Source organism: Sphingobacteriia bacterium (genome assembly GCA_017304685.1).
GTDB lineage: Bacteria > Pseudomonadota > Alphaproteobacteria > Rickettsiales > 33-17 > JAFKLR01.
The window spans coordinates 629703-644732 of sequence record JAFKLR010000004.1 but is presented as its reverse complement, the minus strand read 5'-3'; the positions used below and the strand labels follow the sequence as shown (position 1 = coordinate 644732).

12 protein-coding genes and 2 rRNA genes are annotated in these 15030 nt (G+C 31.9%); 6 read left to right on the top strand and 8 right to left on the bottom strand.

Going from position 1 to position 15030, the window contains the following annotated elements:
* Positions 1 to 80: 80 nt before the first annotated feature.
* Positions 81 to 923: an oxygen-dependent coproporphyrinogen oxidase gene (gene hemF / locus J0H68_08550; GenBank protein MBN8828742.1), complete on the top strand. Its 843-nt coding sequence runs from the start codon at positions 81 to 83 to the stop codon at positions 921 to 923.
* A gap of 16 nt (positions 924 to 939) precedes the next feature.
* Positions 940 to 1896, top strand: coding sequence for a mechanosensitive ion channel (locus tag J0H68_08545; GenBank protein MBN8828741.1), 957 nt, complete (start codon positions 940 to 942; stop codon positions 1894 to 1896).
* Position 1897: 1 nt separating this feature from the next.
* On the opposite strand, the gene J0H68_08540 is transcribed toward J0H68_08545, so the two are convergent.
* On the bottom strand, positions 1898 to 3208 hold the full coding sequence (locus J0H68_08540) for a hypothetical protein (protein MBN8828740.1): 1311 nt from the start codon (positions 3206 to 3208) through the stop codon (positions 1898 to 1900).
* 103 nt (positions 3209 to 3311) lie between these two features.
* Positions 3312 to 4568 (bottom strand): hypothetical protein, encoded by a 1257-nt coding sequence (locus tag J0H68_08535; protein MBN8828739.1) that lies wholly within the window; start codon positions 4566 to 4568, stop codon positions 3312 to 3314.
* A 505-nt stretch (positions 4569 to 5073) separates the two neighbouring features.
* Here J0H68_08535 and J0H68_08530 point away from each other — a divergent pair.
* On the top strand, positions 5074 to 5508 hold the full coding sequence (locus tag J0H68_08530; GenBank protein MBN8828738.1) for a 6,7-dimethyl-8-ribityllumazine synthase: 435 nt from the start codon (positions 5074 to 5076) through the stop codon (positions 5506 to 5508).
* Between the two features lie 11 nt (positions 5509 to 5519).
* On the top strand, positions 5520 to 5957 hold the full coding sequence (locus J0H68_08525; GenBank protein ID MBN8828737.1) for a hypothetical protein: 438 nt from the start codon (positions 5520 to 5522) through the stop codon (positions 5955 to 5957).
* 8 nt (positions 5958 to 5965) lie between these two features.
* Here the strand turns inward: J0H68_08525 and J0H68_08520 are convergent, their stop codons facing one another.
* Positions 5966 to 6754: a hypothetical protein gene (locus J0H68_08520; GenBank protein MBN8828736.1), complete on the bottom strand. Its 789-nt coding sequence runs from the start codon at positions 6752 to 6754 to the stop codon at positions 5966 to 5968.
* Positions 6755 to 6757: 3 nt separating this feature from the next.
* Complete coding sequence (locus J0H68_08515) at positions 6758 to 7915, bottom strand: hypothetical protein (protein ID MBN8828735.1); 1158 nt, start codon at positions 7913 to 7915, stop codon at positions 6758 to 6760.
* Between the two features lie 262 nt (positions 7916 to 8177).
* Here J0H68_08515 and J0H68_08510 point away from each other — a divergent pair, with 262 nt between their 5' ends.
* Together J0H68_08510 and J0H68_08505 are read left to right on the top strand one after the other, a co-directional pair.
* Positions 8178 to 8681, top strand: coding sequence for a CarD family transcriptional regulator (locus J0H68_08510; protein ID MBN8828734.1), 504 nt, complete (start codon positions 8178 to 8180; stop codon positions 8679 to 8681).
* A gap of 80 nt (positions 8682 to 8761) precedes the next feature.
* On the top strand, positions 8762 to 9139 hold the full coding sequence (locus tag J0H68_08505) for a response regulator (protein ID MBN8828733.1): 378 nt from the start codon (positions 8762 to 8764) through the stop codon (positions 9137 to 9139).
* Here J0H68_08505 and J0H68_08500 read toward each other — a convergent pair.
* The 4 genes from J0H68_08500 to J0H68_08485 all read right to left on the bottom strand — a co-directional run bounded on the left by J0H68_08500 (position 9136) and on the right by J0H68_08485 (position 14598).
* Entirely contained in the window at positions 9136 to 10176 is a 1041-nt protein-coding gene (locus J0H68_08500; GenBank protein MBN8828732.1) for a hypothetical protein, read from the bottom strand. The two genes, J0H68_08505 and J0H68_08500, sit on opposite strands and share 4 nt — an antisense overlap.
* A gap of 126 nt (positions 10177 to 10302) precedes the next feature.
* A complete protein-coding gene (locus J0H68_08495; GenBank protein ID MBN8828731.1) occupies positions 10303 to 11490 on the bottom strand; it encodes a hypothetical protein in 1188 nt (395 codons plus the stop codon).
* A 154-nt stretch (positions 11491 to 11644) separates the two neighbouring features.
* Positions 11645 to 11759, bottom strand: a 5S ribosomal RNA gene (gene rrf / locus J0H68_08490).
* 142 nt (positions 11760 to 11901) lie between these two features.
* Positions 11902 to 14598: ribosomal RNA gene (locus tag J0H68_08485) — 23S ribosomal RNA — on the bottom strand.
* Between the last annotated feature and the right edge of the window lie 432 nt (positions 14599 to 15030).

Below are 15030 nucleotides of genomic sequence, written 5' to 3'. Positions count from 1 at the left end.
GTTTAGACAAAATTAATATGTAGCTTTAAACTTATCTAATTAATAACATAAAAACCCATATTACAATGATAACATCTTCAATCGAATTAGATACACAACAAACAATTACTTACGAATGGTTTGTAAATATTAGAAATGAAATAAGAGAATCTCTTGAGAAATTAGAGGAAGAATTCTCAGTAGCTAACAATCTTATACCAGGTAAATTTCAAGTTAAGCCTTGGGAACGTAATGAAGGTGGTGGTGGTGAAATATCAATTATAAAGGGTAACCTCTTTGAAAAAGGCGGGGTAAATGTATCGGCAGTATGGGGAGAATTCTCGCCAGAATTTAGGAAACAAATACCAGGAGCAGAAATTAATCCAAAATTTTTTGCAACCGGCGTATCTTTAGTTATTCACCCTAAATCTCCAATGATTCCTATTGTGCATATGAATACACGATATATTAGCACTACTAAAACTTGGTTTGGTGGGGGAGCTGATTTAACCCCTATTTTTATAGATGTAGAAGATAAAAATAATTTTCACGCTACTTTTAAGGAAGTATGCGACAAATATAACCCCGATTATTATCCTAATTTTAAAAAACAATGTGACGAATATTTTTTTCTCCCAAACCGCAATGAACCAAGAGGAATAGGTGGAATATTTTATGACTATTTAAACACAGGTAATTTTGAAAATGATTTTAATTTTACTAAAGAAGTTGCAATTGGGTTTAAAGAAATTTATCCTAAAATTGTTAAAAAACATATGTTTGATCCTTATGGTTCTGAAGAAAAGAAGAAACAATTAATTAAACGCGGCCGTTACGTTGAGTTTAATTTAATTTATGATCGGGGAACAAAATTTGGGTTGATGACAGGTGGTAATACAGAAGCAATTTTAATGTCGCTTCCACCAGAAGCGCACTGGGATTAGTAATAGGTGAGGATTAATGGTAAAGAAAGTTTTAGAAAACAATCAAACATTACATGATGTTTTATTTAATCTACCGGACAATTTAACTTTAAGTGAAATAATTGCTTATACTGTAAGAATTCTTGATCGTATCTGGCATTATCCATTAATAAATGTCTCCGATAATCAAACAATTTCTTTATCAAATATAATCATTGCAACTGCACTGTTATTTTTTGGTATTAGAGTTGCGGAGTCACTAAGCCGACTTGTAAGAAAACGTTTTGTAAGAATGCTTCATATTGAAAGGAACGTAGCACAAGTCATTGAAAAAATTAGTTATTATATATTTATTCTCATAATATCTTTTTTAGTACTGGATATAGCAAATGTTCCTCTAAAAGCCTTTACATTTGTTGGAGGCGCACTTGCAATTGGTCTTGGTTTTGGTTCTAAGCAAGTCTTAGAAAATTTCATTAGCGGTCTTATAATAATGATTGAACAGCCAATTAGAATTGGCGACATAATTGAATTGCAAAAACCAGTTTCAATAATAGGAACAGTAGTAAATATTGGAGCTAGATGTACTCATGTTCTAACTGGCGATAATATAGATATTATTGTACCAAATAGTGATTTACTACAGGAAACTATTGTCAATCTTACATTAACAGAAGAAGGAAAGGTAAGGCATGCTATGGAGTTTCGCTTACCAAACGATAACGACCCTAAAAAAGTTGAAGATTTATTATTTGATATAATATACGCTAACCAAAATATTTTAAAAACACCTCTTCCTCAAGTATTTTTATCATCATTAAATGATGGCGTTCTTACATATAAAGCTCAGTTTTGGGTAAATATTACAGGACCAATGTCAAGAAGCGCTATTGTAAGTCAGATCCATTATGACTTTTATAGAGCTATAAAAGAAAATAACTTAAATTTAGGAAACCCATATTATAACTATGGATTCCCTACATCATCAAGCTAGTTTATGCTACTTGATTATAATTTTGATGAATTTCTTGAAGACCTAAATCTTCCATTGCTACGTATTCAGCAACTGTAAATTTATTCTCATTAAATATAATCTCCCTTTGTATTAAGAGATTGTAAAGTTCAACCTCACGGTAATAATCTGCATCTGATAAATTATCAATTTTATGATACAGTTCATTTTCACTATCTTCTGATTTTTTATCTAATCTCATATTTACTTGCATATTTTCAAATAAGTCAGGTTCTTCATCTTCATAATTTTCTTTAAAATCTTTAGTAAATTCCTCTCGATTAAGACTGAGATTAGGTTTCAATAAAGTTTTGTAGACTTCAGGATATTCAAATGAAGTTATAGTACCTTCTAATTGTTTTTTAAAAATTTCTTCCTTTTCGTTAAGAGGTAACTCACCATCTTTTTTATTATGAGCTTGTCTTTCCTCAATAATGCTTTCTATTTTTTCAATCGATTGCCTTGCCTTATAAGCCTCTGGTTGAGTTATAGGATCAATTTCTTTATCACCTAAAAATATATCTTTTACTTCTTTGTTTAAGTCGTGGATTTCTGAATTATTTGATGAATATATTATAGGCAAAGATCCAAACGCTTTTTTAACTAAATAATCTAAATTTTCATTATTTTCATATAGCGATTCATTCATTCCAAGCTTACGAATGTACTCTAAAACAGATTTATTAAAATCAAATTCAAACTCTACTAAATCTTTGGTAGGGCTTCCTGTGTCATCTGATTTTTCTTCTAGCATTTTAGGTAAACCGCTTTGTAAATAATCTATTAATGCTAATTTATAAAAATATGCACCAAAATCTGTAGCTTCATTCTCTTCTTCCGATGAAAGAATAATAACATTCCCTTTAAAAGGTGAAGTAAGATTAGATAATTCTTTTGTTAAAATATGACTGTAGCATGATGAAAGCACTATATTATAGTTGTATCCTGTAAAGGCCTCATGAAGTATTTTTAACAGAGCACTAGAAGATAAAGATTCTTTTTCACTTGTTTGTACACTATGCTTATCGTTTGTAACGCTACCATGTGCCGAAACAAAAATTGTAAAGTCACTTTGCTGACCTTTAACTACTCTTAAGAACTTCAGCATTTGACTAAAAGTAAAACCCTTACTTTCATTTCCAAGGAAATAAGCACTTACATTTGAGTAGTTACTAATATTTTCTTTTAACTTATTATTTAGTTCAGTTGAAGAAATCCTTGCTTCAAGTCCATAAATATCTGCACTATCTTCTATGTCATAACCATTAAAAAAAAGAAATGTATGTTTTTTCATACCTAAACCTATTAAATATTAATTTTATGTTATAATTTAACTAAGCTTTAACTTTTGTCAAATAATCCAGATTAAGCGAATAAAATTTATTCACTATAAAAAATTACGCTACTTGTAGATTATAGTCCTGATAAATATTTGGAATTCCTAAATCTTCCATTGCCACATACTCACCTATTTTTACTCTGTTTTCAGTAAATATAATACTTTGTTGTTGTAGCAATTCAAATTTAGTAACGTGGTAGTAATAATCTGAATTGGAAAATTTATCGATATTGTCGTAAACAAATTTTTCTTGTAATTGTTCTTTGTTATATATGCTTGTATTTGCGTTTATAACTTTATCAATAAAATCTGAATCTTCGTCATCTTCAAAATCTTCCTTTATTTTTACAGTAAATTCTTCACGATTAAACGCTTTATCAATTTCAAGATACTCTCTTACCCCTTCTGGATATTTAAAAGAATTTATCGCACTTTCAAGTTCTTTTTTAAGAAGATTCTCTCTATCTTCTTCAGATAAAAGAAAGGATTTCATATATACAGATTCATTATGCTCCAAATGATCGTCTATATGCTTTAATGTTAATTTTATTTTTTCTACTTCTGCCTGGTAATTTTTTAAATTTATCTTTCCTAATAATGCATCTTTAACTTCTTTATTAACATCATGAATAGGTTTACCTGATTCATATATGATCGGTAAAGATCCTAAAATATTTTTTACCAGAAAATTATCGATAGGACTCCCGCCAGTATGTTCTGTAGTATCAGCAAGCTTATGAATATAGCTAAGCGTTGATTTTTTAAAATCAAAATCTAAATTTTCGGAAAGATTATATGTTTTACAATAATCTATTAAACTAGCTTTATAAAAATATGCGCCTGCATTATTTGCAAATCCCTCTTCTTCTGAAGCAAGTATTAACACGTTACCTTTGTTAGGGAAAATTTGCGCTAAATCTTTTGCTAAATGTGGGCTATGGCATGAAGAAATTACTATATTAAAATCCCTTTCTCCGAATTGCTCTTTTATATAATCCAATACTGCTTTAGTTCTAATAATGTAATTTTCTTCTAATTGAATGCAATGATGGCCATCAATAACCGTTCCATGAGCTGAAAGAAAAAATGTCACTTCTCCTGCCTCTTTGGCAAGTTTTTCAATTAATGAGTATAGGTCATTAGGCTTAATGCCATTTTCTTTATCACCCAAAAAATAAGTATCAACATTCTTATATTTATTTAATGTGGCTTTTAAATCATTCGCTAGTTTATCTCCTGAAAATTTAAAAGCATCCGTTTCTACACCATCACTTACATCATAACCATTCGTAAAAACAAAATTATGTTTTTTCATCTTTTACCCATAATTATTAAAATTGTGTTATATACTAACATAATCTTAACCTTATGTAAATTAATTATTTAACTTATACGCAACTATAGTTAAATCAATAGTTTACAAATTATTAAAACTAATCTTATTAGTTACTAGCCAATAAGGATTATTTGTGATATATAACTATAAAATTTGCTGTTTCTTGGAGTAATTATGAAGTTAATGCACGAAATAACGTTCACTAACTCACCTTTAAAATATCTAATACATGATAGGGTACTAATCGATGTTAAGCTCCTAACAATATCTAATTATATGTTTTTTAAGAAATTTTATATTCCAAAAATAGTTATTCGCTCTAGCTTATATGAGTATGGAAGTAACCCTAAAATTCTGTTAAAATTATATATAGGGGAGATAAAAGTATTGTTTAGTCTTGAGAAATTAGTAGACTGCCTTAAAAGGTACGTAATAACAATAACTAAATCCCTAATTTCCATAAACGTAAAAGGAGATAGATAAAATGACTAGTGTTTTAATAATTGCAGCTGAGTCTTATCAAAATATAACTGAAATGTTAGTGGAAGGAGCAATAGAATATCTTAAAAAACAAGAAAATATAAAATACGATATTATAAAAGTTCCTGGTGAATTTGAAATTCCTGCCGCAATCTCTATGGTTCTTGCAAGTAAATATAAATATGATGGATTTATTACTTTAGGATGCGTTGTAAGAGGTGAAACATCTCACTATGACTACATTACTGAAGAAAGTGCAAAAGGGATAAATGAAATAGCTATTAAAAACAATATCCCAATAGGTTACGGTATAATTACCGTTGAAAATGAAGCACAAGCTCTAATGAGAGTAGATAAAGGCAAAAAAGATAAAGGCGGTTGGGCAGCTAATTCTTGTATTGCAATGATTAATTTGAAACGAAAACTTGAACTAATTTAAGAGGATTTAATTTGAGTACCGAAGAAGATAAAAAACTACCTGTAAAAAAATCAGTAGCAAGACTTGCCGCTGTTCAATATTTATTTGCTACATTAATTGATGAAAATGCTTTAACTCCATTAAAACTTTTAAGCCTTTATCAAAACAATGAAATTGAAAACGATTTAAATATTAATATAGGTTATTTTAACAAATTAATTGAAGCTTTAACTCTTAATTTAACAAGTCAAAAACTTATTATTGAAGATTATTTACCTAAGAAAAAACTAGAACAACAGAATTTAATTTCTCAAGCAATAATACTTACAGCTTTATGTGAATATTCATTTATAGAAAATATTCCAAGAAAAGTTTTAATAAATGAATATACTAATATCGCCTCTTCATTTTTAAATAATAATGATGAAATAGGTTTTATAAACGCTGTTCTGGATAAAGTTTTAAAATAAACCCTATCTTATCTTTCTTGAATTGGTTTTATAATATTTTTTGGATTAATATTAGTCGGAAGTTTATCACCCTCTTTAGCTACTGAACCATCAATTTTTATATTAGATTTTTGCACTATTTGTTCTAAAACCTTATCATGCTCATTTTTAATAATTTTGTTTTCATCCTTTAACCGATCTTGGTGTCTTGTATTCATAAGCATGTTATCTAAAATGAAAGTTGACTCTTGTTGAAGCATTTCAGATTGTTTTTCCATTTCTTGCAATTCTTTATTATTAGCGTAAATATTTTGCAATTCCTTTTTTACATTTTCCTCAGTTGATTCAATCAAATTCTCATTCTCAACTTTATTACCATTATTTTTTATTATTTTTTTAAGTGTATTTTTACTCTTTATTCTAAATATAGCACTAATAGCTGCAAAAATAGGCGCTATTGGAGCCAGAATAAATGTTTTCAGCATAAAACTTGCAATATTAAGCATTTTATCAGCTTTTTTTACATCAGCATCGTAAGATTCACGCAATTTATCTACTTTCGTTGTATCTTTAAGGTTAGTTTTTAAATATTCGCTTTTTACACTTTCTGCATATTTTTCATCGCCACTTTTTATATTCTCTATCTCTTTTCTTTTCGCAGCCATTTGATTGTTAATTGATTCATATTTCTTACCTAACTCTTCATTTTCTTGTTTAAGCTTTGCAATGTGCATGTTATTTTGTTCTACCAACTGCATATATTCATTAGCTTTTATAGCTAATTCGTTATTTTCTTCTTTATTATCTGAACCCTTCATAATTTAACCCTTATTTGTAATTGAAATTTGTGATTTTTCTTGTAGCTTCTCTGAATTAACATTTACCGGTGGTTTATCTAAACCTCCACTTTTAATTTCTATACCTTTCTCGCTTGCTACTCGCGCGGCTTCTTTTGCTTGTTCAAGAGCACTTGGTTTTGAGGAAAGCTTTGGTAAGTCGTCATTTAAATCTTGCTTTTGAGGCTTTTCACTTTTGTGTTCTTCTATATCTTTTTTAGCAGTTATTTCTCTTTCTTCTGAATTAATAAGTTTTTGAGCGCCAGTTTCAAAATTATGCTCTGTGGTATTGTATTGATCTCTTTCAATATATTTCTCTGAAATTTGATTTACTTCTTTTTTCTCTTCTTTATTATTTTGAACTTCTTTATCTAATTCTATTCCTTTAAAAGCGTTGTTTTGTTTTTCATCGATATTACTTTCAATATGTTTATCTTGTTTTTTATCTAAATTTTTTAATTGAGATGATTTGTCTAGATTATTTTGAGATTCTATGTCATGTAATGGCTTTATAGGCTCAAGAATATTTTTATTTATTTCAGTTAATTGATCATTTAAATTTTCGAGAGTTTTATCTATTCCCTTTTCTAAATTACCAATGTTACTTACTTCAAACTCATTTTTTAAAATATTATCATTGATTTTTTTTATTTCGGTTTCAATATTTGCTTCAAGTTTCAATTCATTGTTATTTTTTATAACTCGATTGACACCATATGATGTTGCTATTAATCCCGCTATACCCACAGGTGGGAAAGCAAATGACAGCACTGTAAACACTGCGCCTATACTTAAGCTTCGTTTAATATTACGAATACTTTTTTCTTTTTCATCTTTTATAAGAGAAAGCTTTTGAGAATTACTCTCGCGCTCTTTGACCAAACCATTGTTTTTTTCTGTTAAACTTTTCTTTTCAGTTTCTAATATACGTTTTTGCTGCTTTAACTCCTTAATATTAGCCTTCAAATTATTTATTTCTTTTTCTTTAGATTCTTCTAAAGGTTTTTTATTAGTGTTTTCAAAGGTTTTATTATCCTGAATTTCAAGTATTTTATTATCTTGGAGATGTAAATTATTCAAATCTAAAGAATTCTTAACTTCTTTAGATTTAAAATTCAAATTATTATTTAGCTTATCTACCATATATTTTCTGTATGATATTAGTACAATAATATTCTAATATTTTTTTATATAACGATAAAGTTAATTTTTTAAAACTTTATTTAATATTTTTTTGCTGATATATTTTTAAAAATTAAAAGACTGATTTTTAAGTAAAAACAAAATATTTTAATAAAATGTAACGTACAATCTGTATAGTTGCACAAAAACAACATAGTACTTTATTTTTGCATAAAATTGTAGTATAATGAGGCTATAAATTTTTCTATTATGGAGTAGCTCTATGGCAATAGCCTTTAATATTAATGATATGGTTGTATACCCAGCACATGGAGTTGGTCAAGTTATAGCCCGTGAAACACAAAAAATTGGTGGAATTGAATTAGATGTTTTTGTGGTATTCTTTGGCAAGGAAAAAATGACTTTACGCGTACCTGTAAATCGTGCCATTGCTTGTGGATTAAGACCAATTGCAAATACTGAAGAAATGAATAAAGTTATTAGTATTATTCAAAGCAAACCTAAAAGTAATCGTGGTATGTGGAGTAGAAGAGCAAAAGAATACGACACTAAGATTAATTCTGGGAATTTAATCGATATTGCTGAAGTTTTACGTGATTTACATAAAAACGTTACTGACAATCCTGATTGCTCATATAGTGAAAGAACAGTTTTTGAACTAGCCTTACAAAGACTTGCTGCTGAATATGCAGCTATTAAATCCTTAGCTGTCCAAGAAGCAATGGAAGAAATCTTATCTATTCTACGCGAAAGAATTTACGCATAATAAATTTTTAGTTGCAAATTTTCTAAATTACTTTCAATATACTAAATAAAATATTTTATCTCAGTTGAAAGTAATTTAGAATGACCACAAAAGTCCTACTTATAGATGACGAACAAATTTGTATTGATAGTGTATTAATGATGCTAGAAGGCACAGATTATGAATTATTACATGCCTTTGATGGCGCTTCTGGGCTAGAACTTTTACGTCAAAATCCTGAAACAAACTTATTGCTACTCGATCTTATGCTTACAGATATGCATGGTGTAGATATATTAAAAACTATTAAATCTAGTGAAAAATTATCTCATATACCTGTTATCATTCAAACAGGCTGCAATAACGAAAAGGATATTGCCAAATGTTTAGAATTCGGTGCTTACTCTTGTATATTTAAGCCTTATAAAAAACATACTTTACTTGAGACACTTAACAAATTAGCTGCTACATCACATTAATTCTTGTTTCTAAATGCACCAATTTTATTTGTTTCATAAATATCGGCTTCATTTCTAAAAACTTTTTCTGATGAATTTTGATGAGTTTTAGAAGTATAAAGAGAAAATTCTTTTTTATACATTTCAAAACTTTCAATTAATCTTTTATCATTTTTTTTAATAAAATCTAACGCTATTACTGTAACCACTTTATCCCCTCGATTCATTTTATATTTATACAAATTTTCTACAGAGAATTCAGGAGCAATATCATTAGGTATATTATCTATTTTAGTATTAAAGGTTTTATTCAAAGTTTCCTCAAATTCATTTAGATCTCTTCCTATCTTGCCCGCTAAGGTTTTATCTTCTCCAACTGCTGCGAGACTATAGAAATTAAGAAAATAACTATCGTTATTATATCGTGAAGTAGAATCTGATAAAAAATCTTCTTTACCGAAATATTGAGAAAATAATAATATTTGTTTGCCCGATTCTATAATTTGATTTAGTGAGGGGTAAACTTCTTCAAATGATTTATTTTTAAAATTTGGATTTTTAGAATTATTTTTATAGAATTCTAATTTGTCATTATTAGTATATACTTTATTACCAAATACTTTTACAAATTCATTCCTGTATTGTTCGGCTTGTTCCTTAGTATAGCCTGAAAATTGCTCTTCTAAATGAATCATCACAACTTCGGTTGGATTTTTATCTAACCAAGCTCTGATTTCCATTAACTCTTCCTGCAAAGTTCTAACTTTTATGCCAAGAGGTTCAGAAAGTTTATCTAATTTCATATTATTAACGTCCCATTTTGAATGGGTCATATAAAACTCTTTTTTAACACCGTCATAATAAGCATCTAAAGAAAGTAATCTTACTGGAGTATCGTTTAAAATTTCAGTTATAGTAAGTTTTTGATTAACTGCTGGGAAGAATATGCCATTTTTTATAGTTGAATAAGTGTTATGAGCTTCTATCCAAATTGTATCGTTAAGAGGTAGAGTTTTAGAAGGTAACCAAAACTCACGATATGTATTATATTTTCCCATAAAATGCCTATTAAAATATTATAAAACAAATGTATAACATTTTAATAAGCATTACAAGTTCGATAAAGAAATTTATTTTTAGTAACAACCAGTTAAATTTAAAATTTCATTATTAAAATAATATTTTTATTTATAAAGGAAAGCACTTTTATCTTTATCTCTTACACTCTCATAATTCCTCCTAATAGAATCAGATTTTTTTAAGACTGCCTTTTTTTTCGCTTCTTCTTTTATATATTCAAAAAAACCATTAATTTGTGGCAAATGAACTTCACCTGCACCTGTCATAACTTTTTCTGAAAAATACGCAACATATGAAATTGCATTTAGTTCTAAATTTTCTATTACATCAGGATAATCGAAAATATCTTTTATTTTATTTAAAGGGAGGTTCTTTTCTTTAGAAATTTCATTTTTAATTTGCGCATAAATTTTAAAACAAATTAAAAATGCTGCAGATCTACCGAATCCATATTTACAATTAGACATGATTCCATATGAATTAGCATTATCAATTGACAATTTATCTATTAAATTATTCTTCAATCTATAGAGTTCATATTCAAATAACTCATTTATAGATTTATCAGCTAATTTTATTAACTTAAATATACCTAAAATATCTTCATATTTATTTTCTTCTTTTAATTTTTTATACGCTTCTGCATCTTCCCAATTTTCATATATTAAATGACAAAGTGTATATGATCTATTATTTTCAGTAACCTTTAAATGCTTAATTAAGATTTCGTGATTATCCCCAACAGGATGTTTCTCATACGCAACACAGGAAATAGTAATTTTATCATTAATTTTAATAGGTCTACTATTTAAACCAATATAATGTTTGTTAACTGAATAACCTTGCCTATATGAAATATTGTCATGTTCAGGTCGTGCAGTACTAACTAGAATGCGCATCCCAGTTTTTAATGCAAGTTCGTAATAATCTTCTGCATAAAAAGGTGCTTCACATATAATAAAGGGTTGTCCATTATCATCAAATTTACTGTAATTAGCTCCCCAGTATTTTTCTTCTCTATTAGGAATAAGAGTTTCAGGATTTACTCTCTCCCATCCTCTTTTTCTCCATTCTACAAATTTATCCTTAACCTCTGAATGTAATGATAATACTGCTTTAGCTCTCGAACCAGGGTGAATAAGTAGTTTATCCATTTCTTTTTCAAAACGTAAAAATAAATCTGATTTTTCAAATTTTTCTGTAATTAAAGAATTGTAATTTAACTCACCATTCTCATTAAATTTAATTAAATTTTTATCATAAGGTAGTTCTAGAATTGTTTTTTTTATCATAACATATTCCTTTATAAATAATTTAAAGTAAGCATCACTTACAATACATTATCCATATAAAAATAAAAAAGAAAATTCTAAACAATTTTTTTATTTAGCATAATTGGAAATAAAAGATAAGAAAATTAAAATAGAAAAAGGGTTTGCTTAACAGGCTTGGCAACGACCTACTTTCCCACGTCTTAAGACGCAGTATCATCGGCGCGATAGGTTTTCACGTCCGAGTTCGGAATGGAATCGGGTGGTTCCCCTACGCCATAATCACCAAGCCAATTAAGCAAACCCTTAAAGCTGCTTAAAAGGTAGATAAAATTAGCAAGTACATAATATTTAGTGTGTATATTGTCTACAAGGTAACTTTTTCATGTTTGAGCAAGTTGTAGTTAGTACTGCTCATAGAAGTTACTCAAGCGATTTAAGACAATCGAGCTATTAGTACTGGTAAGCTAAACACATTACTGTGCTTACACACCCAGCCTATCAACGTGGTAGTCTTCCACGGCTCTAATGGGGAAGTCTAGTTTAAAGGTGGGTTTCACGCTTAGATGCTTTCAGCGTTTATCCCGTCCGTACGTTAGCTACCCAGCCATGCCGCTGGCGCGACAACTGGACCACTAGAGGTACGTCCACCTCGGTCCTTTCGTACTAAAGGCAGATCCTCGCAAACTTCCTACACCCATGGTAGATAGGAACCGAACTGTCTCGCGACGTTCTAAACCCAGCTCACGTACCACTTTAATCGGCGAACAGCCGAACCCTTGGGACCTTCTCCAGCCCCAGGATGTGATGAGCCGACATCGAGGTGCCAAACGATTCCGTCGATATGGACTCTTGGGAATCATCAGCCTGTTATCCCCGGCGTACCTTTTATCCGTTGAGCGATGGCCCTTCCACAGGGAACCACCGGATCACTATGACCTACTTTCGTATCTGTTCGACCTGTCAGTCTCACAGTTAGGCAGGCTTATGCCATTGCACTCTAAAAGCTGATTTCCGACCAGCTTGAGCCTACCATCGCGCGCCTCCGTTACTCTTTGGGAGGCGACCGCCCCAGTCAAACTACCCACCATGCATGGTCCCCGCTCCTGATTCAAGGAGCTAGGTTAGACATCAAAAACCAGAAGGGTGGTATTTCAAGGATGGCTCCACGAAGACTGGCGTCTCCGCTTCATAGCCTCCCACCTATCCTACACATCTAGTTTCTAATGCCAATGCAAAGCTATAGTAAAGGTGCACGGGGTCTTTCCGTCTAGCCGCCATTCGTGCGGGTCGGAACTTACCCGACAAGGAATTTCGCTACCTTAGGACCGTCATAGTTACGGCCGCCGTTCACTGGGGCTTCAATTCAGTGCTTGCACACCTCCTCTTAACCTTCCAGCACTGGGCAGGCGTCAGACCATATACTTCCTCTTAATGAGTTTGCATAGCCCTGTGTTTTTAGTAAACAGTCGCAACCCCCTGCTTTGTGCCACCTCTTTATGGTTGCCCATAAGAGGCCACCCTTCTCCCTAAGTTACAGGTGCAATTTGCCTAGTTCCTTCAGCATCGTTCTCTCAAGCGCCTTGGTATACTCTACCAGTCCACCTGTGTCGGTTTGGGGTACGGTCTATATGTGGGAGCTATTTCCTGGGACAACTAGGCTGCATACTGAATCCAATAACAGCACACAACTTCCGTTATCCGTCACTTCCCACAGGTTCAGGAATATTAACCTGATTCCCATCGACTACGCCTTTCGGCCTTGCCTTAGGGGCCGACTAACCCTGCGCAGATTAGCTTTACGCAGGAACCCTTGGACTTTCGGCGAAGATGATTTTCACATCTTTTGTCGCTACTCATGTCAGCATTCTCACTTCTGATACCTCCAGCAAATCTCACGATTCACCTTCAACGGCCTACAGAACGCTCCGCTACCGCGTGTATCATAGATACACACCCACGTCTTCGGTATATGGCTTTAGCCCCGTTACATTTTCGGCGCAAGAAAACTTATTTAGACTAGTGAGCTGTTACGCTTTCTTTAAATGATGGCTGCTTCTAAGCCAACATCCTAGTTGTTTTGGTTTTCTCACATCCTTTCACACTTAGCCATAATTTGGGGACCTTAGACGGTGGTCTGGACTGTTTTCCTCTCGACCTAGGACCTTAGCACCCTAGGTCTGTCTGCCGTGCTGTACTCACTGGTATTCGGAGTTTAGTTAAGGTTGGTAAGGCTTTGGGCCCCCCTAGCTTATCCAGTGCTCTACCCTCAGTGGTAATTGTCACGACGCTCTACCTAAATAGATTTCGCGGAGAACCAGCTATTTCCGAGTTTGATTGGCCTTTCACCCCTAGCCACAGCTCATCCCATAATTTTTCAACATTAATGGGTTCGGACCTCCAGCGTATGTTACTACACCTTCATCCTGGCCATGGCTAGATCACCCGGTTTCGGGTCTAATGCATCGAACTATACGCCCTATTCAGACTCGCTTTCGCTACGCCTACATCTATTGACTTAAGCTCGCTCGATACACTAACTCGCTGACCCATTATACAAGAGGTACGCCGTCACAAGTCCTTAATGACGAATCATTAAGTCTCGCTCCGACTGCTTGTAAGCACTTGGTTTCAGAAACTATTTCACTCCCCTCTCGGGGTACTTTTCACCTTTCCCTCACGGTACTTGTTCACTATCGGTCACTAGAGAGTACTTAGGCTTGGAGGGTGGTCCCCCCATATTCAGACAGGATTACACGTGTCCCGCCTTACTCGAGGACTTATAAGCTTTCTACCTATACGGGACTATCACCCACTATGGTCAATTTTTCCAAATTGTTCTAGTTCTTACTTATAAGCCACTGGCCTGGTCCGCTTTCGCTCGTCACTACTAACGGAGTCTCGTTTGATGTCCTTTCCTCCGGATACTTAGATATTTCAGTTTTCCGGGTTTGCTTCCTGCAACTATGAATTCATTGCAGAATACCTAATAAATAGGTGGGTTTCCCCATTCAGAAATCTTCGGATCAAAGGCTATTCGCGCCTCCCCGAAGCTTATCGCAGCGTATCACGTCTTTCATCGCCTTCTAGTGCCAAGGCATCCACCAAGTGCCCTTTTTATACTTAAATTCAACTTGAGTAACTTTCTACGTGCAGAACTAACTACACCTAACTTCGACTCAAACAATTTTACCCGTAGTAATCTTTAAGATCACTTACATTTATATAAAATGTTTGCACTTGCTAATTTTATTCACTTTTTTAAACAGCTAGCGCTTGTTAAGGCGCTTATTTCTTCGTTTTTTGTTCGTTTTTTATCGTGCCGAACAGGTCTTGGTTTATATATCCTAACACACCACTTGTCAACACCCAAAAATCACTTTTTTTCATTTTTTTGCATTTTCTTTGATTTTAGATATAAAAAACACATTTAAAAATGCGGAAAACGCTAGACTTTCTGCCTCTAGTTAGATTCTTAAAAAAATTGATTATTTTTTCTGTAAGTAAGACTTAATTAGCTGTTTTTTCGTGTTTAATTAACTATTCTAAAATTGTTTAATT